Source organism: Pseudomonas putida (genome assembly GCF_050989985.1).
In the GTDB taxonomy this organism is placed as follows: Bacteria; Pseudomonadota; Gammaproteobacteria; order Pseudomonadales; family Pseudomonadaceae; genus Aquipseudomonas; species Aquipseudomonas putida_AI.
The window spans coordinates 883,498-905,000 of record NZ_CP158815.1; the positions used below are offsets into that span (position 1 = coordinate 883,498).

Annotated in this window: 21 protein-coding genes; 12 read left to right on the forward strand and 9 right to left on the reverse strand. The window is 58.8% G+C overall.

The window, feature by feature from the left end; translation table 11 throughout:
• Window positions 1–4: 4 nt before the first annotated feature.
• From ABTV29_RS04220 to dksA, 4 genes are all read right to left on the reverse strand, one after another.
• Window positions 5–2,959, reverse strand: coding sequence for a sensor histidine kinase (locus ABTV29_RS04220; RefSeq protein WP_162634904.1), 2,955 nt, complete (start codon window positions 2,957–2,959; stop codon window positions 5–7).
• Window positions 2,943–3,119, reverse strand: a complete 177-nt coding sequence (locus tag ABTV29_RS04225; protein ID WP_003176118.1) for a hypothetical protein — start codon at window positions 3,117–3,119, stop codon at window positions 2,943–2,945. The genes ABTV29_RS04220 and ABTV29_RS04225 overlap by 17 nt, the downstream gene beginning before the upstream one ends.
• Window positions 3,120–3,195: 76 nt before the next feature.
• On the reverse strand, window positions 3,196–4,092 hold the full coding sequence (gene gluQRS, locus ABTV29_RS04230; RefSeq protein ID WP_433768973.1) for a tRNA glutamyl-Q(34) synthetase GluQRS: 897 nt from the start codon (window positions 4,090–4,092) through the stop codon (window positions 3,196–3,198).
• Between the two features lie 77 nt (window positions 4,093–4,169).
• Entirely contained in the window at window positions 4,170–4,604 is a 435-nt protein-coding gene (dksA, locus tag ABTV29_RS04235) for an RNA polymerase-binding protein DksA (protein WP_110964903.1), read from the reverse strand.
• Window positions 4,605–4,936: 332 nt separating this feature from the next.
• On the opposite strand from dksA, the gene ABTV29_RS04240 reads away from it, so the two are divergent.
• Both ABTV29_RS04240 and sfsA read left to right on the forward strand, forming a co-directional pair.
• Window positions 4,937–6,109 (forward strand): pyridoxal phosphate-dependent aminotransferase, encoded by a 1,173-nt coding sequence (locus ABTV29_RS04240; protein WP_433768974.1) that lies wholly within the window; start codon window positions 4,937–4,939, stop codon window positions 6,107–6,109.
• The gene (gene sfsA / locus ABTV29_RS04245; RefSeq protein ID WP_433768975.1) at window positions 6,109–6,822 is read left to right on the forward strand and encodes a DNA/RNA nuclease SfsA; all 714 of its coding nucleotides are present in this window, start codon (window positions 6,109–6,111) and stop codon (window positions 6,820–6,822) included. The genes ABTV29_RS04240 and sfsA overlap by 1 nt, the downstream gene beginning before the upstream one ends.
• Here the strand turns inward: sfsA and ABTV29_RS04250 are convergent.
• Entirely contained in the window at window positions 6,819–7,136 is a 318-nt protein-coding gene (locus ABTV29_RS04250) for a Rieske (2Fe-2S) protein (protein ID WP_433768976.1), read from the reverse strand. The two genes, sfsA and ABTV29_RS04250, sit on opposite strands and share 4 nt — an antisense overlap.
• Window positions 7,137–7,300: 164 nt before the next feature.
• Between ABTV29_RS04250 and ABTV29_RS04255 the strand changes: the two genes are divergently transcribed.
• Window positions 7,301–8,173, forward strand: a complete 873-nt coding sequence (locus ABTV29_RS04255) for a heme/hemin ABC transporter substrate-binding protein (protein ID WP_433768977.1) — start codon at window positions 7,301–7,303, stop codon at window positions 8,171–8,173.
• A 315-nt stretch (window positions 8,174–8,488) separates the two neighbouring features.
• Here the strand turns inward: ABTV29_RS04255 and ABTV29_RS04260 are convergent, their stop codons facing one another.
• From ABTV29_RS04260 to ABTV29_RS04270, 3 genes are all read right to left on the reverse strand, one after another.
• Window positions 8,489–8,761: a TfoX/Sxy family protein gene (locus tag ABTV29_RS04260; protein ID WP_096515175.1), complete on the reverse strand. Its 273-nt coding sequence runs from the start codon at window positions 8,759–8,761 to the stop codon at window positions 8,489–8,491.
• Between the two features lie 244 nt (window positions 8,762–9,005).
• Entirely contained in the window at window positions 9,006–9,350 is a 345-nt protein-coding gene (locus ABTV29_RS04265; RefSeq protein ID WP_433768978.1) for a pentapeptide repeat-containing protein, read from the reverse strand.
• Between the two features lie 91 nt (window positions 9,351–9,441).
• Window positions 9,442–10,998 carry a bifunctional aminoglycoside phosphotransferase/ATP-binding protein gene (locus tag ABTV29_RS04270; protein WP_433768979.1) on the reverse strand — a complete coding sequence of 519 codons (1,557 nt, stop codon included), beginning with the start codon at window positions 10,996–10,998 and terminating at the stop codon, window positions 9,442–9,444.
• 118 nt (window positions 10,999–11,116) lie between these two features.
• Here ABTV29_RS04270 and mrcB point away from each other — a divergent pair, with 118 nt between their 5' ends.
• From mrcB to ABTV29_RS04285, 3 genes are read left to right on the forward strand one after another with little or no spacing between them, the layout of a single operon-like run.
• The gene (gene mrcB / locus ABTV29_RS04275; protein ID WP_433768980.1) at window positions 11,117–13,441 is read left to right on the forward strand and encodes a penicillin-binding protein 1B; all 2,325 of its coding nucleotides are present in this window, start codon (window positions 11,117–11,119) and stop codon (window positions 13,439–13,441) included.
• A 16-nt stretch (window positions 13,442–13,457) separates the two neighbouring features.
• On the forward strand, window positions 13,458–14,207 hold the full coding sequence (locus tag ABTV29_RS04280; RefSeq protein ID WP_433768981.1) for a tetratricopeptide repeat protein: 750 nt from the start codon (window positions 13,458–13,460) through the stop codon (window positions 14,205–14,207).
• On the forward strand, window positions 14,207–14,542 hold the full coding sequence (locus ABTV29_RS04285; RefSeq protein ID WP_433768982.1) for a YqcC family protein: 336 nt from the start codon (window positions 14,207–14,209) through the stop codon (window positions 14,540–14,542). The genes ABTV29_RS04280 and ABTV29_RS04285 overlap by 1 nt, the downstream gene beginning before the upstream one ends.
• A 46-nt stretch (window positions 14,543–14,588) precedes the next feature.
• Here the strand turns inward: ABTV29_RS04285 and ABTV29_RS04290 are convergent, their stop codons facing one another.
• The gene (locus tag ABTV29_RS04290; protein WP_433768983.1) at window positions 14,589–15,011 is read right to left on the reverse strand and encodes a DUF4124 domain-containing protein; all 423 of its coding nucleotides are present in this window, start codon (window positions 15,009–15,011) and stop codon (window positions 14,589–14,591) included.
• Between the two features lie 400 nt (window positions 15,012–15,411).
• Between ABTV29_RS04290 and ABTV29_RS04295 the strand changes: the two genes are divergently transcribed.
• The 6 genes from ABTV29_RS04295 (at window position 15,412) to msrQ (ending at window position 21,397) form a co-directional block, all read left to right on the forward strand.
• Entirely contained in the window at window positions 15,412–17,136 is a 1,725-nt protein-coding gene (locus ABTV29_RS04295; protein WP_110967932.1) for an acetolactate synthase 3 large subunit, read from the forward strand.
• A gap of 2 nt (window positions 17,137–17,138) precedes the next feature.
• On the forward strand, window positions 17,139–17,630 hold the full coding sequence (ilvN, locus tag ABTV29_RS04300; RefSeq protein WP_003205610.1) for an acetolactate synthase small subunit: 492 nt from the start codon (window positions 17,139–17,141) through the stop codon (window positions 17,628–17,630).
• Between the two features lie 47 nt (window positions 17,631–17,677).
• Window positions 17,678–18,694: a ketol-acid reductoisomerase gene (gene ilvC / locus ABTV29_RS04305; RefSeq protein WP_003228216.1), complete on the forward strand. Its 1,017-nt coding sequence runs from the start codon at window positions 17,678–17,680 to the stop codon at window positions 18,692–18,694.
• A 145-nt stretch (window positions 18,695–18,839) separates the two neighbouring features.
• The gene (pssA, locus tag ABTV29_RS04310; RefSeq protein ID WP_433768984.1) at window positions 18,840–19,697 is read left to right on the forward strand and encodes a CDP-diacylglycerol--serine O-phosphatidyltransferase; all 858 of its coding nucleotides are present in this window, start codon (window positions 18,840–18,842) and stop codon (window positions 19,695–19,697) included.
• A 63-nt stretch (window positions 19,698–19,760) separates the two neighbouring features.
• Entirely contained in the window at window positions 19,761–20,774 is a 1,014-nt protein-coding gene (gene msrP, locus ABTV29_RS04315; protein ID WP_433768985.1) for a protein-methionine-sulfoxide reductase catalytic subunit MsrP, read from the forward strand.
• On the forward strand, window positions 20,774–21,397 hold the full coding sequence (msrQ, locus tag ABTV29_RS04320; RefSeq protein WP_433768986.1) for a protein-methionine-sulfoxide reductase heme-binding subunit MsrQ: 624 nt from the start codon (window positions 20,774–20,776) through the stop codon (window positions 21,395–21,397). Before msrP ends, msrQ begins: the two co-directional genes overlap by 1 nt.
• The last annotated feature ends 106 nt before the right edge of the window (window positions 21,398–21,503 follow it).

The following is a 21,503-nucleotide window of genomic DNA, read 5'->3' on the forward strand; positions in this document are numbered from 1 at the left end:
GGTCTCAGTTCACAGCGGACGTCGCTTCGACATGACGCGGTAGTGTCACCCGGATACGGGTGCCGCGTTGGCTCTGAACATCAGCCGGGCTGTCGATGGTGATTTGTCCATAATGCTCTTCAACGATGGAATAGACCAGTGCAAGGCCCAGACCGGTGCCTTCGCCAGGGTCCTTGGTGGTAAAGAAGGGTTCGAACAATCGGTCCATGATGCTCGCCGGAATCCCGCTGCCTTCGTCTTCCACGATCAGGTCGACCGTGTGTTCGCCGGCTTCGCTCTTGACCCGCACTGCGCTGCCCGGAGGCGAGGCGTCACGGGCGTTTGAGAGCAGATTGATCAATACCTGGGCGAGTCGTTGCGGGTCGCCTTCGACCCAGTGTTCGGGGTCGCACAGGTTGTAGAACTGCACTTCGAAATTGCGCCGGTTCAGGGCCAGCAGGCCGATGGCGTCCTGGGCGACCTCCGCCAGACAAACGGCTTCGTCGCTGTGCTGATGGCTGCCGGCATGGGCAAAGCTCATCAGCGATTGCACGATGCGTGACACGCGTTTGGTCTGTTCGAGGATCTGCCCGCTGATTTCCTTGAGTTCGCCGTCTTCTTCACGCTCTTCGCGCAGATTTTGCGCCAGGCACGCGATCCCGGTGATCGGGTTGCCGATTTCATGGGCGACGCCAGCCGCGAGGCGGCCGATGCTGGCCAGGCGCTCGGAATGCACCAGCTTGTCTTCGAGCATCTGTGTTTCGGTCAGGTCTTCCACCAGCAGCACCAGGCCACTGTTGCCGGGAGCAAGCGGCTCGTCGATCGCTGCTTTGTGCAGGTTCAGCCAGCGGGTCTGGCCGTCGAGGGCCAAGTGTTGTTTGTGCAAGTGTTCGTCCGGGACGTTGATGAAGCCTTGCAGCAGATCCTTCCATGGGGCGGCAATGGTGCTCAAGCGCGAGCCGACCACCCGCTGTGCAGCGATCCCGGTGAGTTCCTCCATGGCCTTGTTCCACATGAGGATTTCCTGGTCCTTGGCCAGCGAGCAGACGCCCATCGGCAATTCCTGCAGCGTCTGGCGGTGGTAGCGACGCAGGGCATCGAGCTCGGCGGCCAGGCCGGTCAGGCGCGAGTGGTAGTCCTCGAGTCGGCTTTCGATGAAGTGGATGTCCTCGGTGACATAGTTTTCGCCGCCGGCCTTATAGGGCAGGAATGTTTCGACCATGTCCTGGGCAACGCTCGGCCCCATCAGGCCGGAGAGGTTGGCCTCGATGCGGTCACGCAAACGGCGCAAGGCATATGGCCGGCGCTCGTCGAACGGCAGGTAGAGATCGCGCAGGGCCTGCTCGACTTCCTTCTGCGCAGCCTTCGCCCCCAGCGGTTTGGCAAGCTGGGTGGCGAATTCCTGAGGCGAAGCGGCGTGCAGTTCGCGGCGCTGCGGGCGACGCACATTGTCCACGGCGCAGGCCTCGGCAGCGCTGGCCTCCTCGGTACTGGCGTTGGTGAACAGCGAGATCAGGGTGAACATCAGCACGTTGGCGGCCAGCGAGGCGATTGCCGCCATGTGCCAGCTGGTGTCGTCCAGCACGTAAATCATGTTCAGCAGCGGAATATAGAAACCCTGCAGATTGCCCACCAGCGGCAGCAGCATGGTCACCAGCCAGACCAGGATGCCTGCCAGCAGGCCGGCGATGAAGCCGCGGCGGTTGGCGGTCGGCCAGTACAGGACCGAGAGTACGCCCGGCAGGAACTGCAAGGTGGCCACGAACGCGACGATGCCGAGGTTGGCCAGGTCCTGCTCCGCGCCCAGCAGCAGGTAGAAACCGTAGCCGGCCATGATGATCGCGACGATCAGCGCCCGGCGCGTCCACTTTAGCCAGCGGTAGATATTGCCCTCCGCCGGCGGTTGGTATAGCGGCAGTACCAAGTGGTTCAGGGCCATGCCCGACAAGGCGAGGGTGGTGACGATGATCAGGCCGCTGGCGGCGGATAGCCCGCCGACATAGGCCAGCAGCGCCAATGCCTGGCTGTTGGCGGCGATGCCGATGCCGAGGGTGAAGTATTCCGGGTTGGTGGTGGCGCCGAGTTTCAGCCCGGCCCAGAGAATCAGCGGCACTGCCAGGCTCATCAGCAGCAGGAATAGCGGCAGGCCCCAACTGGCGCTGACCAGCGCGCGCGGATTGAGGTTTTCGGTAAAGGTCATGTGGTACATGTGCGGCATTACGATCGCCGAGGCGAAGAACACCAGCAGCAGCGTGCGCCACGGGCCTTCCTGCAGCGGAGTGTGCAGGGCGGCGAGGGCGGTTTGGTTTTGCAGCAGCCACAGTTCCAGTTGTTGCGGGCCGTCGAATACGCCGTAGAGCGCGTAAAGGCCCACGCCGCCGAGGGCGATCAGCTTGATCACCGATTCGAAGGCAATCGCAAACACCAGCCCTTCATGTTTCTCGCGGGTGGCGATATGCCGGGAACCGAAGAAAATCGTGAACAGGGTGATCAGGGCGCAGAAACTCAGGGCGACACGATGCTGCACGGGTTCGCGGGTGAGGATGCCGATCGAGTCGGCCACCGCCTGAATCTGCAACGCCAGCAGCGGCAGAACACCGATCAGCATGAAAATCGTGGTCAGCGCACCGGCCCAGGTACTGCGGAAACGGAACGCGAACAGGTCGGCCAGGGATGACAGCTGATAGGTGCGGGTGATCTTGAGGATCGGGTAGAGCAGCACCGGCGCCAGCAGAAATGCCCCGGACACGCCCAGGTAGCTGGACAGGAAGCCATAGCCGTACTGATAGGCCAGGCCCACGGTGCCATAAAACGCCCAGGCGCTGGCATAGACGCCCAGCGACAGGGTGTAGGTGAGCGGGTGGCGAATGATCGCCCGGGGGATCATGCCCCGTTCGCTGATCCAGGCCACGCCGAACAGCACCGCCAGGTACGCGGCGCTGATCAGGATCATCTGGGTCAGGCTAAAGCTCATCGGCATCTTTTTGGCTCTGCAGGATGAAGGTCACGACGATCAGGATCAGCCAGAGCAGATAAGGGCGATACCAGGCGCCAGTGGCGTCGATCCACCAATCCATGATGGCCGGGGAAAACAGATAAATCCCCACTACCAGGAGCAGGACCAAGCGATAGATGTACATCCCGGCCTCTCTTTTTATGCCTGTGCCCGAAAACGTGCGGCGATGGTAACGGATGGGTGCGCCACTGCAAGCCTGTTCACTGTAGCTGTGCCTCGGGCAGGCTCAGTGTGCGCGGGATCAGGCTGGCATCCCAGTGGGCGATCCCCCAGGCCAGCACTTCCCGGGGCGTGGCGTAAGCCAGTTCGGCACCGGGCGCCTGCCCCAGGGCGCGCAAGGCTCGGAGCAACAGGGGCGTGGCCTGGTCTTCGGTCAATGGCGGCGAGCGGTAGGACTTGCCGAGCTTGTTGCCGTCGGGCTGGGTAATCAGCGGAATGTGCAGGTAACGCGGTTGGCGAAAGCCGAGTAATTCCTGCAGGTAGAGCTGGCGTGGCGTGGAGTCGAGCAGGTCGGCACCACGCACGATATCGGTGATGCCCTGCCAGGCATCGTCGAGCACCACTGCCAGTTGATAGGCATAGAGCCCGTCGCGGCGGCGAATCACGAAATCGCCGACATCGCGCCCCAGGTGCTGATGGAATTCACCTTGCACGCGGTCAATGAAGTGATAATCCAGCTCGGGAACGCGGATCCGGATCGCGGCATCATTCACGTCATGACCGGCATTGCGACACAGCCCCGGATAGATGCCGTGGTACGGCTCCAGCTGCTTGCGCGAGCAGGTGCAGGCATAGGCCAGGCCGTGATTGAACAGGCGATTGAGTACTTCCGCGTAGGCCTCATGCCGGTCACTTTGCCGGACCATCTCGCCATCCCACTCGAAGCCATAGCTTTCCAGCGCCTTGAGAATCGCTGCCTGGGCACCGGGTTCTTCGCGAGGCGGGTCGAGGTCCTCCATGCGCATCAGCCAGCGACCGCCGACCGAACGCGCGTCGAGGTACGACGCCAGTGCGGCGACCAGCGAACCAAAGTGCAGGTGACCGCTGGGCGTTGGGGCGAAGCGCCCGATGTAGGAGGATTGGGGGATGGCAGTCATGAATGCATTTAAAGCCAAAAAAACATCAGAAACAAAAACGGAGCGTTCTCACGCTCCGTTCTTCATTCAAGTCGCCATTACTTGCCGACTTGTTTTTCCTTGATTTCCGCCAGGGTCTTGCAGTCGACGCACATGTCGGCGGTAGGGCGGGCTTCCAGACGCTTGACGCCAATTTCGACGCCGCAGGACTCGCACCAACCGTACTCTTCGTCTTCGATCAGTTGCAGCGTCTTGTCGATCTTCTTGATCAGCTTGCGCTCACGATCGCGGGCTCGCAGTTCGAGGGCGAACTCTTCTTCCTGGCTGGCACGGTCTGCCGGGTCCGGGAAGTTGGCTGCTTCGTCCTTCATGTGATCAACCGTGCGGTCGACTTCCTGCATCAAGTCCTGCTTCCACTTGTTCAGGACCTTGGTGAAGTGTGCGCGCATGGGCTTGCCCATGTACTCCTCGCCCGGAGATTCTACGTAGGGTTCGAAGCCGCTGATTGGCTGTTGCTTTGCTTGGGTGGACATGAAATAGACCGCCTCTACTCTTGTAATCCATCTGCGCAGGATTGTTCCATCACCGGCACCCGCCGGCCCTGCGGCTGCAAGCGGGCGAACTTACCAGATCGAATCAGGCCGCGCTACTCCCGGATGTCGAGGCCGCGGTCTGTGGCGCTTGCCGATGGTGGCAAAGCGCTGTCTGGTGGCTCTGGAGCCCTGATCAATTATTGATTTTAGTCAAACCTGGGGCGCGCGCCCGAGTCGTTTCGGGTCTGGTCATACGGCTCTGACCGCTTTAGGTACTCGCTCGTTCCTGCGCTTGGGTAGAATCGATTCTTTTCTTCGTTGAAGGAAGGCCAATGGCTCAGTCCTATAGTGCTCGCAGTCGCGCGATCGAACCTTTTCACGTCATGGCGTTGCTGGCGCGGGCCAATGAATTGCAGGCCGCCGGCCGGGATGTGATCCACCTGGAAATCGGCGAGCCGGACTTCACTACCGCCGAGCCGATCATTCGCGCCGGCCAGGCCGCCCTGGAGTCGGGCAAGACCCGCTACACCGCCGCGCGCGGCATTCCCGAGTTGCGAGAGGCCATTTCGGGCTTTTATCAGCAGCGCTACGGCTTGAACATCGACCCGCGGCGCATCCTGATCACCCCTGGCGGTTCCGGTGCGCTGTTGCTGGCCAGTGCCTTGCTGGTGGATCCGGGCAAGCATTGGCTCCTGGCGGACCCGGGTTACCCCTGCAACCGGCATTTCCTGAGGCTGGTGGAAGGTGCCGCACAGCTCGTTCCTGTCGGACCGGATGTGCGTTATCAATTGACCCCGGACCTGATCCAGCGTCATTGGGATCACGACAGTGTCGGCGCATTGGTGGCCTCTCCGGCCAACCCGACAGGGACTATCCTCACTCGCGACGAGCTGGCTGACCTTTCTGCCGCCATCAAGCAGCGTCACGGTCATCTGGTGGTGGACGAGATCTATCACGGCCTGACCTATGGCACCGATGCGGCCAGCGTGCTGGAAGTCGACGACAGCGCCTTCGTGCTAAACAGTTTTTCCAAATATTTCGGCATGACCGGCTGGCGACTGGGTTGGCTGGTGGCGCCCGACGCGGCGGTCAATGAGCTGGAGAAGCTCGCACAAAACCTCTACATCAGCGCGCCAAGCATGGCTCAACATGCAGCGCTGGCCTGCTTTGAACCAGCGACCATCCGCATTCTCGAAGAGCGCCGCGCCGAGTTCGGCCGTCGGCGGGATTTCCTGCTGCCAGCCCTTCGGGAGTTGGGTTTCGGCATCGCCGTGGAACCAGAGGGCGCGTTCTACTTGTATGCGGATATCAGCAAGTTCGGCGGCGATGCCTTCTCGTTCTGTCGACATTTCCTCGAAACCGAGCACGTGGCATTTACCCCGGGACTCGACTTTGGCCGTTATCAGGCCGGCCACCATGTGCGATTTGCCTACACGCAAAGCCTCGAGCGTTTGCAGGAAGCGGTGGAGCGTATCGGCCGTGGTCTGCGGAGCTGGCAAGGCTGATGCGCTTTCATCCTCCCCTGGAAGAAGGTCGCCTGATTCGCCGTTACAAGCGTTTTCTTGCCGATATCGAAACCGTTAGCGGCGAGTTGCTGACCATTCACTGCCCAAACACGGGTTCGATGCTCAATTGCCAGGTCGAAGGTGGGCAGGTCTGGTTCAGCCGCTCCAATGATCCCAAGCGCAAGTTGCCCGGGACTTGGGAGATCGGCGAAACCCCGCACGGCCGGCATTTTTGCGTCAATACCGGTCGTGCCAACACGCTGATTGAAGAGGCGCTGCGTGCCGGGGTTATCGCCGAACTGAACGGCTTTACCGAGCTCAAGCGCGAAGTGGCGTACGGTCAGGAAAAGAGCCGGATCGATTTCCGTCTCGAATACCCTGACGGCCCGGCCTATGTGGAAGTCAAAAGTGTCACGCTGGGCTTCGACGGTGTGGCGGTCGCAGCTTTTCCCGATGCGGTTACCCAGCGTGGGGCCAAGCATCTTCGCGAGTTGGCCCATCTGGCTCGGGAGGGTGTTCGTGCCGTGCAGCTGTACTGCGTGAACCTGACCGGGATCGACGCAGTGCGCCCGGCCGAAGAGATCGACTCGGCCTACGCCCAGGCCTTGCGTGAAGCGGTGGCATGCGGTGTTGAAGTGCTGGCCTACGGCGTGCGCCTGACCCATGAAGAGATGGTGGTGGATCGGCGCCTGGAAGTGTTGCTCGGCGGTTAAAGGCTGATCCAGATGCCCTGCGCATCCTCGCGGCATTCGACCTGGGTAAGCGATTGCCCCGCGCAAGGGCCGGCGACGCATTCACCGTCCTCGATCAAAAACAGGGCGCCGTGGGTGGCGCACTGGATCAGGCTGTTGCTGGGGTCCAGGAACTGGTCGGGCGTCCACTCGAGCCCGACACCCCGGTGCGGGCAGCGATTGATGTAGACATAAACCTGGCCGGCCCGACGCACGGCGAACAGCTTTTGCCCATCGATGTCGAAGCCACGGCTGCTGGCGTCGGCCAGTTCAATGCCCGTACACAGAAATTTCATGCCTATCCTCAGGGCGTGCAGTCATGACCGGAATGTCCGGGCTTGACTCGCAAATGCAAACGATTATCAAATTGATGGCTTGTCCATATAGATGCAGGTGCCAGGTGCACAGGATACTTGGCCCGCTGCTCTGATGCCCGGTAAACCCTTGAAGGAAGCTGTTTATGCGCCTGAGTATCCGCATTGCTGCGCTTTGTGTCGGACTTTTCGCCAGTCATCACGCTGCCGCGGAGGAACTGCCGCAACGTTGGGTGAGTGCCGGCGGTGCGCTCTCGGAGTGGGTGTGTGTATTGGGCGGCGAGGCGAAACTGGTCGGGGTCGATACCACCAGTCAGCATCCGGCGTCACTGAAAACCCTGCCCAGTATTGGTTATCAACGACAGCTGTCGGCAGAAGGGGTGCTGAGTTTGCGGCCGCAGATACTGGTCGGCACCGAAGAAATGGGACCGCCGCCGGTGCTTTCGCAGATTCGCAGTGCGGGGGTAAAGGTGGAGCTATTTTCGGCGCAGCCGGATCTGACGACGCTGCAGAACAACCTTCGGCAGCTGGGCAGGCTGCTCGGTGCTGAAGACAAGGCGGAGCAAGCGCTGGCCACTTATCAACAGGCACTGGAGCAGCAGAAGGTCTGGGTAACTCGTGCACAACTGAAGCAGCCATCACCGGGGGTGTTATTGGTGCTCGGACACGCCGGCGGAAAACCACTGATCGCAGGCAAGGACACTGCCGCTGACTGGTTGCTGCAACAGGCCGGCGGGCGCAACCTTGCAACCCATAGCGGGTACAAGCCGTTTTCCAATGAATCACTGGTGAGTCTGGATCCTGATGTGCTGGTTTTCGCCGACCGTGCGCTGAGCGGTAGCGCGGCCCGTGCGGCGTTGTTCAAGGAAAACCCGATTCTCGCCTCGACCCGTGCGGCCAGGAATGATCGTGTCATCGAGCTTGACCCGACTCTGCTGGTGGGCGGTTTGGGTCCGCGACTGCCGGAGAGTCTGAAAAAGCTGTCCGAGGGTTTCTATCCCGATACCGCTGGCCAATAAACCTGAGCCGTTGCTGCCTGGAAGGGGCGACGGCTTTTTCATGGGCAAAAAAAGACCCGGCAAGAGCCGGGTCAAATAACCGTGATTAGCCTGATGAGGAGATAATCTGAGAGTCCGAACCAAGGGCTTTTCAGAATATCGACCAGTCTCGCGACCAGTTGTGATAATCATATCGATTCTCATTACCAAGTCAACAAGTGATTTTTGCTTGGCTTGATATGTGTCGCACGATCCTGTTAAGCCCTTGTATTCATTGACTATCGGGTTGTCGTTTTTAGTGATCTGCCAGGTGCCGGAACAAAAAGCGCCTTTCTCTCAAATCTTGTGGCGTGACGAGATGGCCTCCAGTTGTTTATTCAACGCCTCTTTGCGCTCGGCCGGAATGTCGTTCCAGTGCACGTCCATCAGGGCGCCTTCAATTGCATACAACAACACCTTGGACGCCCGAAAACCGCGCGTGCGCACAGCCCGGTAAGCGTCCACCGCCCCCAGGCGACGCAAGTCCGAGGCGCTGTGAATGCCCACGGCATGCAGCCACTGCGCCGACGTCTTGCCAAGATTCTTCAGGTGTTGCAGTTCATCATTCATCAAGCCTCCTTGCGATGGCCGAATGGTGCGTGGGCAAGCCTCTCAGGAGTGTAGCCATCAGTAGGAAAAGCGTTATTGTTTGGTCGTTTTCGACGCAAACGCTTCTAAGGGGCGGGAGTTTGCGATGGAGATAAAGTCTGCGAATCACAGATGAAAGGAAGGGAATAGACGAGATTTTTGGGTAAATCGTCCCGAAGTCTGGTGCGAGGGCGGGGGCACCAGACTTGTCAATTCACGCTATGGCTCAGCGGGTGCGATAACGCAGGCGAGTTCCGAAGTTCATCGACATCAGGATTTCGTCGGCGCTGAGTTCTACCGGGAAGTACGCACCTGAAATCTGCGCATGGCCCAGGCTCGCGCCTTCCAGCGTAGCGTTGCGAAAGTCGATGCCGCGCAAATCAGCCGAACGGAAATAGGCATCGGTAAAGTCGACGCCGTCGGCGTTCAGTTCCCGCAAGTCCAGGCCACGGAAGTCACCACCCACCATATCAATGGGGCCATCCTTGGGGCGTTCCTTATTGAACCCTGTGATGTCGTCTTTGTGCAGCAAGGCATAAAGCGGGGTATCGAGAAGCTTCGGCTGGCTCATGGCATATCACCTGTTGGTTTTATGACGCCAGTATAATGCCACTATTTGGCAGCCGTGAAGCGAGCGGGGCTCCACGGCTGAAAATAGTTTTTTACAGGCCTGGCAGGCGCTGGCGAATCTGTGCCACGACAGTGTCGAGCGTTCCGGTTTCATTGGTCTGAACGCGTTTGCTGTAGAGGATTTCTGCTGGCGTCAGGGCTTCGCGACTCGCTTGCTGGGCTTCGATGACTGCCAGCGTGGCGTCGGATGGGTCGGTCTTGTCTGCCTGGCGCTGGGCCAGCCAACTTTCGATAACGGCTTTTGGCGCTTCGCAGTCCAGAATCAGGAACGGGGTACCTGTGGCTTCTGCGATTTTCGCCGCGCTGATGCGCTGGTCATGCTTGAGGTAAGTGGCGTCGATTACCACCGGGAAACCGGCGTGCAGGATGACGGCGGCAATTTCATGCAGGCGGTTGTAGGTCGCGGCGCTGGCGTCAGCGCTATAAATGCCGGCTTGTACGTCGTTGGCGACGGTTTGCTCGCCGAACAGACGTTTGCGTTCTACGTCTGACCGCAGGCGAACAGCACCCAGCGCTTCTACCAGTCGCATTGCCACATGGCTTTTGCCGACAGCGGAAACACCGTGGGTAATGGCCATGAAGCGCGAAGGGATGGTGCTGTAGCTTTCTGCCAGGTTGGCGTAGGTGCGGTACTGGCGCAGGGTGGTGGCGCGCTGCACTGCGGTGGCGTCCGCCGGCATGCTGAACAGGGTGACTTTGGCACGAACCAGTGCGCGGTAAGCTTTATAGAAGTTGAGCAGCTCCAGCCCCTGGTAGTCGCCGGTCAATTCCAGATACTGGCTGATGAAGCGGCGGGCCAGGCATTTCAGGCCGCGATCTTCCAGGTCCATTGCCAGGAAGCCGGCGTCGGCATACACGTCAGTGAAGCGGAAGGGTTCGTTGAATTCGATGCAGTCGAAAATCACCACCTTGCCATCGATCACCGTGGCGTTACCCAAATGAATGTCGCCATGGCATTCGCGGATGAAGCCGTCAGCCTTACGCTGGCTGAGCGCGGGCTTGAGGCGGTCAAAGCTGCTTTCGGCCCAGGCTTGCAGGGCGTCGAGTTGCAGCAGGTCGGCCTTGTCGTTGAGGAACGGACGAATCTGCTCGAAGTTCTGCCGTACCGGGGCCATGACGCTGTCGGGTGTACCTGCGTCGTGTTCGGCCGGCACCTTCGGGGCGTTGAGGTGGAAGCGGGCAATTTGAGTTGCCATTGCATCGATGTGCGAAGGAGTCAGCTCGCCGTTGGCCTGTAGCGTGCTGAGCAGGCCGTCCTGCGGGAACTGGCGCATTTTCAGCACGTACTCGATGGCCGGGCCGTCGCCACCCAGTTGCGGGGCTTCGGCGCTGCCGGTCACCGGCAACACTTCCAGGTACAAGTCGTCGGTCAGGCGCTGGTTCAGGCGCAGCTCTTCGCCGCAGAAATGCTCGCGTGCTTCGAGGGTGGTGAAGTCGAGGAAGCCGAAGTTGACCGGTTTCTTCACTTTATAGGCATAGGGGCCGGTGAGCAGCACCCAGGAGATATGGGTCTCGATGACCTTGAAGCCGTCTACCGGGTGCGGATAGAGGGCCGGGTTTTGCAGAGCGGCGATCAGGGACTGGCTCACGGGGGTGATCCTTTAGAGTCGGGGGAAAATTCAGGTCGTCATTATGGCGGCTAGCCAGCTCAACGCAAACTCGGAGGGCTCCTGTTGAGTATGAATAAAGTGCGTATAATCCGCCGCCATGACACGTACTCGAACCCCCCGTACCCCCAAAAAACCACCCTCCCGAGGCCTGCGGCCGTGGCTGGGCTGGGCCCTTAAACTCAGTCTGGTCGGCCTTGTGGTGCTCGCCGGATTCGCGGTTTACCTCGATGCCATCGTGCAGGAAAAGTTTTCCGGCAAGCGCTGGACGATCCCGGCGAAGGTATACGCGCGTCCGCTCGAGCTGTTCGTCGGACAAAAGCTCAGCCGGGACGACTTTCTGACTGAACTCGATGCCTTGGGCTACCGGCGTGAAAGCGTGAGCAATGGCCCCGGCGCGGCGGCGGTCAATGGCAATACCGTCGACTTGAATACCCGCGGCTTCCAGTTCTATGAGGGCATGGAGCAGGCACAACCGGTGCGTGTGCGGTTCTCCGGCGACTATGTCGCCGAGCTCTCGGCGACGAACGGTTCGAAGCTCTCCGTGGTGCGCCTGGAACCACTTTTGATCGGCGGGATTTACCCGAAGAATCTCGAAGATCGCATTCTGATCAAGATCGATCAGGTCCCGCCGTATCTGTTGGAAACCCTGGTCGCCGTGGAAGACCGGGATTTCTACAGCCATTGGGGCGTTTCGCCCAAGTCGATTGTACGAGCCATCTACGTCAACACCTCTGGCGGCAAGATGACCCAGGGTGGCAGTACGCTGACGCAACAGCTGGTCAAGAATTTCTACCTGACCAGCGAGCGCAGTCTGAGTCGCAAGCTCACCGAAGCCATGATGGCGATGTTGCTTGAGTTGCATTACGACAAACGAGAAATTCTTGAGGCTTACCTCAATGAGGTGTTCGTTGGTCAGGATGGTCAGCGGGCGGTGCATGGTTTTGGCCTGGCCAGCCAGTTCTTCTTTGGGCAGCCATTGTCCGAATTGAAGCTGCATCAAGTCGCGATGCTGGTGGGCATGGTCAAGGGTCCGTCCTACTACAACCCGCGTCGCAATCCTGAGCGGGCGCTGGAACGGCGCAATCTGGTGCTCGATGTGCTTGAGCAGCAAGGCGTCGCCACCGCCGAGCAGGTCGCTGCAGCGAAAAAAATGCCGTTGGGAGTGACGACGCGAGGAAAATTGGCGGACAGCTCCTTCCCGGGCTTCCTCGATCTGGTCAAGCGTCAACTGCGCGAAGACTATCGCGACGAAGACTTGACCGAAGAAGGCCTGCGGATTTTCACCAGTTTCGATCCGATCCTGCAGATGAAGGCCGAAGCCTCCGTCAACGACACCTTCAAGCGCCTGGCCGGGCGCAAGGGTTCCGATGATGTTGAAGCGGCGATGGTCGTCACCAACCCGGAAACCGGAGAAGTCCAGGCCATGATCGGCAGTCGCCAGGCCAGTTTTGCCGGTTTCAACCGGGCACTGGATGCGGTGCGGCCAATCGGCTCGCTGATCAAGCCGGCGGTCTATCTGACAGCGCTGGAGAAACCGAGCCAGTACACATTGACCAGTTGGTTGTCGGACGAATCCTTCTCGGTCAAGGGTGCGGACGGCCAGGTGTGGAAGCCGCAGAACTACGATCGACGTAGCCATGGCACCGTGTTCCTTTATCAGGGCCTGGCGCATTCCTACAACCTGTCGACCGCGCGTCTCGGCCTGGCGGTGGGTGTCCCGAATGTGCTCAAGACCCTGGGGCGTCTCGGTGTGAGCCGCGAGTTCCCGGCCTTCCCGTCGATGCTGCTGGGCGCCGGTGGCATGACGCCGATCGAAGTGGCGACCATGTACCAGACACTCGCCAACGGTGGCTTCAATACCCCAATGCGCGGTATTCGCAGCGTACTGACTGCCGAAGGCGAGCCGCTCAAGCGGTATCCGTTCCAGATTCAGCAGCGTTTCGATCCGGCTTCCATTTACTTGATCCAGAGCGCCATGCAGCGAGTGATGCGCGAGGGTACCGGTAGCTCCGTATATAACGTGCTGCCGAAAACCCTGACGCTGGCGGGCAAGACCGGTACCAGTAACGATTCCCGCGACAGCTGGTTCGCCGGTTTCAGCCAGGATTTGTTGGCGGTGGTCTGGTTGGGTCGCGACGACAACGGCAAGACCCCGTTTACCGGTGCAACCGGTGCGCTGCAGGTCTGGACCAGCTTCATGCGCAAGGCGGACCCGTTGCCGCTGGACATGCCGCAGCCGGATAATATCGTTCAGGCCTGGGTCGATTCACGGACCGGGCAAGGCTCGGATGCCAACTGCCCAGGCGCTGTGCAGATGCCGTATATTCGCGGCAGCGAACCGCCTCCCGGTGCCGCTTGTGGTGGTGATAGTCCTACCCCCGGCGAAACGGTGATGGATTGGGTCAAAGGCTGGATGAATTAAGCAAAGAGGGTTTCAAGTGAACAAGTGGTTGATTCCAGCGGTTACCGCCGTGGCTTTGCTCAGCGGTTGCTCCACCGTACAACGTGGTTCGATTCCGGTTGTCGACTCCGGCACCGCGGTCTCCAACAGCGAGCGGGTTTCGGCGAACGGTGGCTACCGCCAGACGACGGTCAAACGTCCTGCGCAAGCCCAGGTTCAGGAGATTCCGCAAGGTGATACCGGCGTCGTGGTAATGGTGCCAGGTGGTGGCGCAACGACGTCGACACCGATCAGCACGACGCCGATTACTCCGGGTCCGATCAGCTCGGGTCCTATTACCCCGGGGCCGATTGATACTTCGCCGGTGCAGTCCGCGCTGATCAATCAGGGCAGCTACAGCATGCCGTCGACTCCGAGCGGGATTCCGTCTGCCAGCGCCGGTGGCCTGTCCGCCGACGAACAGTTGGACGGCCCGGTACTGGCGCTGCTGACAACCGCTCAACAGCAGCAATCCAGTGGCGACCTCAACGGCGCTTCTTCCAGCCTGGAGCGCGCCCAGCGTGTCGCTCCGCGCGAGCCGCAAGTGCTTTATCGCCTGGCGCAGGTACGCATGGCCCAGGGCGATGCACCTCAGGCCGAGCAGTTTGCCCGTCGTGGCCTGACTTTCGCCACTGGACGTCCGGCGCTTCAGGCCAGCCTCTGGGAGCTGATCGCCCAGGCCCGTGAGAAGCAGGGCGATTCCTCTGGCGCGGCACTGGCCCGTCAGAAAGCCAAGGTTTCGTCGTAATGGATTCGCGCTTTCCAAAAATTGCCGATCATTTGCTGCTGATCGAGCGTGAGTTGCGACTGCAAGGCTGGTGGGACGAAGTGTCGCCATCGGTCGAAGCGCTCTCCAGTGTTGAGCCCTTTTCGGTCGACACGCTGGACTTCGAGCAATGGTTGCAGTGGATTTTCCTGCCGCGCATGAAGGCGATCCTCGAACAGGATCTGCCCTTGCCAAATGCGTCGGGGATCCAGGAAATGGCAGAAATGGTCTTCGCTTCCCGTAACGTCCAGGGTAAGGATCGGCAGCTGCAAGTATTGCTCAAGCAGTTTGATCAACTGATCAGCGCATCCCGCTGACTTTCGGTCCCTTGCAGGAGCCAAGCACATTTGGCTCCTGCGGGTGTTACTGGCAGTTATCCGTTATTTGTTTCTGCGTTTCATCCAGGCGCTCTTTTCGCTGAGCCTCGTCCAGGCGACGCAACTCTCCATCTACTTCCTCCCTGAGCCGCGGATTGTTTTGCAACTGCGCCAGGTTCGTTCGCGCTTGTTCACAAAACGTTTTCAGTTCTGCCTGCTGCTGGGCAACCTGTCTTTTCACATCTTTGTCGATGGCCTGTTGATCGCCTATCGTCCCACTGCTTGTGGGGGGAGCTGGTTTGGTAGCGGGCTGGGAGGGGGTTACCACAACAGTGGCTTGCTGGCCCTGGGGTGGTTGCGCATCGAAGTGGGTAACACCCTGGGCGTCGACCCATTTGTAAATCGACGCGGCAATGCTCAAGGGGCTGACGCAAATCAGCAGGCTGGCGGTCAGGAACAGCGCTCGCATGTCATTTCCTTATATCGGGTTGCGCAATTGAAGCTAACACACTTGCGGTTTCGCGGTTTTTTCTTGCTTTCTCATGTGCTTACTTCAATAAAGCACAGACACGACTTGACTTGCAGGGGACGAAACAGAAGAATCCAAAGTCCGCTGTAGAGGGACTGCCAGAAGCAGACCCACTCAGCAGATCATGAGGCGCACATCCGCGCCGACCTGCTACACCCGCAACGCGTTACCTCGCGCTGGGTGGGAAAGGCCCGCAACACTTGGGACGATCCCAATACTTGCTCAGTCAGTGCTGACGTAGTCGGCGACCACCGTCGCTCATGCTCTGCTGAGAAGTAAACCTATTAAGACCCGTCCCATTTTTCGTGGGCGGTATTCTGGCGTTTTAGAGGTGGACAACGTGGAGCTTTTATCTGGCGGTGAAATGATCGTCCGCTTCTTGCGTGACGAAGGCGTCAAGTATATCTATGGGTACCCGGGTGGTGCCGCACTGCATATCTACGACGCACTTTTTAAAGAACCGACTGTTCAACATATTCTCGTCCGTCATGAGCAGGCAGCCACTCACATGGCTGACGGCTACGCGCGTGCCACCGGCAAGGCGGGTGTCGTACTGGTGACCTCCGGTCCCGGCGCGACCAACGTCATTACCGGTATTGCCACGGCGTACATGGACTCCATTCCGATGGTGATTCTGACCGCCCAGGTGCCAAGCACCATGGTCGGTACCGATGCATTCCAGGAAACCGACATGATCGGTATCTCCCGGCCGATCGTGAAACACAGCTTCATGATCAAGCATGCCTCGGAAATCCCGGAAGTCATGAAGAAAGCCTTCTACCTGGCGCAATCCGGTCGTCCAGGTCCGGTCGTTGTCGATATCCCGAAGGACATGACCAACCCGGCCGAGAAGTTCGAATACGTTTTCCCGAAGAAAGCCAAGCTGCGTTCCTACAGTCCGGCAGTTCGTGGCCATTCGGGTCAGATCCGCAAAGCCGTGGAAATGCTGTTGGCAGCCAAGCGGCCGGTCATCTATGCCGGTGGCGGTGTGATCATGGGCAATGGATCCGCTCCGTTGACCGAATTGGCACAGCTGCTGAATGCGCCGGTTACCAACACCCTGATGGGGCTTGGTGCCTATCCAGGCATGGACCGTCAGTTCCTCGGCATGCTGGGTATGCACGGCAGCTACACCGCTAACCTGGCCATGCACAACGCCGATGTGATCCTGGCAGCTGGCGCACGTTTCGATGATCGCGTGATCAACGGACCGTCGAAATTCTGCCCGAATGCCAAGATCATCCACATCGACATCGATCCTGCATCCATCTCCAAGACCATCAAGGCCGACGTGCCTATCGTAGGTCCGGTGGAAAGCGTGTTGACCGAAATGGTCGCCACCTTCAAGGAGATCGGTGAGGTTCCTGGCAAGGAATCGGTTGCCAACTGGTGGAAGCAGATCGAAGAGTGGCGCGGCGATCGCGACATGTTCCCTTACAACAAGGGTGACGGCAGCATCATCAAGCCTCAGACCGTGATCGAGACTCTTTGTGAAGTGACCGGTGGCGACGCCTATGTTTCCTCCGACGTGGGCCAGCACCAGATGTATGCGGCGCAGTACTACCGCTTCAACAAGCCGAACCGCTGGATCAACTCCGGTGGCCTGGGCACGATGGGCTTCGGTTTGCCGGCGGCAATGGGTGTGAAACTGAACTTTCCGGATGCTGATGTCGCCTGCGTGACTGGCGAAGGCAGCATCCAGATGAACATCCAGGAACTGTCGACCTGCCTGCAGCATGATTTGCCGTTGAAGATCATCCTGCTCAACAACGGTGTACTGGGCATGGTTCGTCAGTGGCAGGACATGAGCTACGGCGCGCGACACTCGCATTCCTACATGGAATCGTTGCCGGACTTCGTCAAATTGGCCGAAGCCTATGGTCACGTAGGCATGCGCATCACCGACTTGAAGGATTTGAAGCCGATGATGGAAAAAGCATTCGCGATGAAGGATCGCCTGGTGTTCCTTGATATCCAGGTTGATGCCAACGAGCACGTCTATCCGATGCAAATCAAAGACGGCTCGATGCGCGATATGTGGCTGAGCAAGACGGAGCGTACCTAATCATGCGTCACATTATTTCCTTGCTTCTGGAAAACGAACCCGGCGCTTTGTCTCGCGTAGTCGGCCTGTTCTCGCAGCGCAACTACAACATCGAAAGCCTGACCGTGGCACCAACCGAAGACCCGACCCTGTCGCGTCTGACGCTGACCACCGTGGGCCACGATGAGATCATCGAGCAGATCACCAAGAACCTGAACAAACTGATCGAAGTGGTCAAATTGGTCGACTTGTCGGAAAGTGCTCATATCGAGCGCGAACTGATGCTGGTCAAGGTCAAGGCTACCGGCGCCCAGCGCGCCGAGATCAAGCGCACCACCGATATTTACCGTGGACAGATCGTCGACGTCAGCGCCAGCGTTTATACCGTTCAACTGACCGGTACCAGCGACAAGCTCGACAGCTTCATTCAGTCCATCGGCACCGCTTCGATTCTGGAAACCGTCCGCAGCGGCGTTACCGGCATTGCTCGCGGCGACAAAGTACTCAGCATCTAACCAAATTAGCGAATGGCCTGAACGGCCTGGATATATAGGGGAAATTCATGAAAGTTTTCTACGATAAAGACTGCGACCTGTCGATCATCCAGGGCAAGAAAGTTGCCATCATCGGTTACGGTTCCCAGGGTCACGCTCAAGCGTGCAACCTGAAAGACTCTGGCGTAGACGTTACCGTTGGCCTGCGTAAAGGTTCGGCTACCGTTGCCAAGGCAGAAGCCCACGGCCTGAAAGTAACTGACGTTGCCAGCGCTGTTGCAGCTGCCGACCTGGTCATGATCCTGACCCCGGACGAGTTCCAGTCCTCCCTGTACAAGAACGAAATCGAGCCGAACATCAAGAAGGGCGCTACCCTGGCCTTCTCCCACGGTTTCGCGATTCACTACAACCAGGTTGTGCCGCGCGCTGACCTCGACGTGATCATGATCGCGCCGAAGGCTCCAGGCCACACCGTACGTTCCGAGTTCGTGAAGGGCGGCGGTATCCCTGACCTGATCGCTATCTACCAGGACGCTTCGGGCAACGCCAAAAACGTTGCGCTGTCTTACGCTGCAGGCGTGGGTGGCGGTCGTACCGGCATCATCGAAACCACCTTCAAGGACGAGACTGAAACCGACCTGTTCGGCGAACAAGCCGTTCTGTGCGGCGGTACCGTTGAGCTGGTCAAAGCCGGTTTCGAAACCCTGGTTGAAGCTGGCTACGCGCCGGAAATGGCCTACTTCGAATGCCTGCACGAACTGAAGCTGATCGTTGACCTCATGTACGAAGGCGGTATCGCCAACATGAACTACTCGATCTCCAACAACGCCGAGTACGGCGAGTACGTGACTGGTCCTGAAGTGATCAACGCCGAATCCCGTCAGGCCATGCGCAACGCCCTGAAACGTATTCAGGACGGCGAATACGCCAAGATGTTCATCAGCGAAGGTGCTACCGGCTATCCTTCGATGACCGCCAAGCGTCGTAACAACGCCGCTCACGGTATCGAAATCATCGGTGAGCAACTGCGCTCCATGATGCCGTGGATCGGTGCCAACAAGATCGTCGACAAAGCTAAAAACTAAGTCTGACGCTTGTACGAAAAACGCGGCTTAGGCCGCGTTTTTTCGTTTGTATGGCCGGTTCTGGTATAAAGCTGCATCGTTTGCGAGGCGAACTGACGTCGCAGGCACCTGTCGAAACTTTCCACCCCGTTGCAAGGTATTGTTCATGAGCGAACGTCCCGAAGAGCCAAACAAGGTCTCTGACGCCGAAAGCCTGCTGCCCATCGATGAACATGTCGAAGAAGGGCATGATGCTGAAGGCCGTAAAGTCCGACATCGTGGTATCTATCTTCTGCCAAATCTTTTCACCACTGCGAACCTGTTCGCAGGGTTCTACTCCATCATCAACTCCATGAGTGCCCAAAGTGCCTTGAGCGCGGGTGACTCGATTGGCGCGAGCAAGTATTTTGCCTTCGCTGCCATCGCGATTTTCGTCGCCATGGTGCTCGACGGCCTCGACGGCCGCGTTGCCCGTATGACCAATACCCAGAGCGCCTTTGGTGCCGAGTATGACTCGCTGTCGGATATGGTCGCTTTCGGTGTCGCGCCGGCATTGCTGGCTTTTGGTTGGGCATTGGGTGACATGGGCAAGGTCGGCTGGATGGTCGCCTTCATTTATGTGGCAGGCGCGGCGTTGCGTCTGGCGCGCTTCAACACTCAGGTCGGCACGGCTGACAAACGCTACTTCATCGGTCTGGCCAGCCCAGCGGCCGCCGGAGTGGTGGCGGGAATTGTCTGGGCGTTCAGTGATTACGGCATCCAGGGTTCCAAGATGTCCTTCCTGGTGGCACTGATGGTTGCGGCTGCGGGGATGCTGATGGTCAGCAACATCAAGTACAACAGCTTCAAGGAGCTGGACCTGAAAGGGCGCGTGCCTTTCGTGGCGATCCTTGCTGTGGTGCTGGTGTTCGCGGTGGTGTTCAGTGATCCGCCGCGCATTCTGCTATTGGTTTTCCTTGCCTACGCAGCATCCGGTCCGGTGCAATATCTGTTACATCTTCGTCGGCGCAAAAGCGTCGAGTGATGTAATTTCCCTCATACTCCGCAGTCTGTTGGTGCATCTGTTCTCCAATGCTGCGGAGTAGTCATGCTGATCAAAGTCCCCAAAGCATCCGATTGCCATGAGTCGGATATCACGCCCGAATCCATCTATCTTTCTCGACGTCATGTATTGGGTGCTGCCGCAGCCGGTATTGCCGTGAGCGCGCTGCCGCGATGGGCGAGTGCTGATGAGGCGGCGCGTTATGCGGATGTCGAGCCTGGCAAGGCACCTTCCTGGTTCAGTGAGAAACTTCCTTCTACCAAGTGGGGGGCGGTTAACGTCAAGGATGAGGCGATAACCCCCTTCAAAGATGCAACCCACTACAACAACTTCTATGAGTTCGGCACTGACAAAGGCGATCCGGCTGCCAATGCCGGTTCACTGAAGACCGAGCCATGGACTGTGGTGATCGATGGTGAGGTGAACAAGCCGGGGCGGTATGCGCTGGAAGACTTCATGAAACCTTACCAACTGGAGGAGAGGATCTACCGCCTTCGTTGTGTGGAAGCATGGTCGATGGTCATTCCGTGGATGGGCTTCCCCGTTTCGGCATTGCTTAATCAGGTGGAGCCCACATCGAAAGCCAAATTCATTCGCTTTGAAACACTTGAGGACCCCAAGAGCATGCCGGGGCAACGTTCAGGGTTTGCCTTGATCGACTGGCCTTATGTGGAAGGGTTGCGGCTTGATGAGGCGATGAATCCATTGGCGATTTTGGCGGTGGGGATGTACGGGCGTGAGTTGCCGAATCAGAACGGAGCGCCGCTGCGTCTGGTTGTGCCGTGGAAATACGGCTTCAAAAGCATCAAATCCATCGTGCGAATCAGTCTGGTGAGTGAGCAGCCGAAAACGACCTGGCAGAGCATTGCCTCGGATGAGTATGGCTTTTATGCGAATGTGAACCCTACGGTCGATCATCCTCGCTGGACACAGGCTCGTGAGCGTCGCCTTCCGAGTGGTCTCTTTAAGCCGAACGTGCGTGATACGCAGATGTTCAACGGCTATGCGGATGAGGTGGCTTCTCTATATGCAGGGCTCGATCTGCGGAAAAACTACTGATGCGATATCCACGTTGGCGTGTGGGTGTTTTCGTGGCTGCATTGCTTTGGCCGCTGCTATGGCTATATCAGGCCTGGGAAGATGCATTGGGACCAGACCCGGGCAAGGTGCTGGTTGACCGGTTGGGGTTGGGGGCGCTTGTTTTATTGCTCATTACATTAAGTATGACGCCGCTGCAGAAACTGACGGGATGGGCGGGGTGGAATGCCGTCCGGCGACAGTTGGGGCTGTGGTGTTTTGCTTATGTGGTTCTGCACTTGAGTGCCTATCTGGCATTCATTCTTGGCTTTGATTGGTCGCAGCTGGGGGTTGAGCTGCGCAAACGGCCCTACATTATTGTCGGTGTGTTGGGTTTTTTGTGTCTGATGGCGTTGGCCGTTACTTCCAATAGATACAGTCAGCGGCGACTGGGGTCGCGTTGGAAAAAGCTTCACCGCTTCGCATATCTGGTTCTCGGGCTTGGATTGCTACATATGCTCTGGATTGTGCGTGCCGATCTTAAGGAGTGGGTGATCTATGCGGCTATCGGTGCGTTGTTATTAGTGTTGCGTCTACCGCCAGTAGCCCGGCGAATACCCCGTTTATTGGCTAAAAAGGCATTTCTGCCAGAAAAGCGTAATTAATGGTTGACGGCAGATTCTGGAGGCCTATAATTCGCCCCACTTCCGGCGCAGCCGAAACGGAAAACTCCTTGGTAAACAATGAGTTACGCAGTTTTGACGGTCAGGT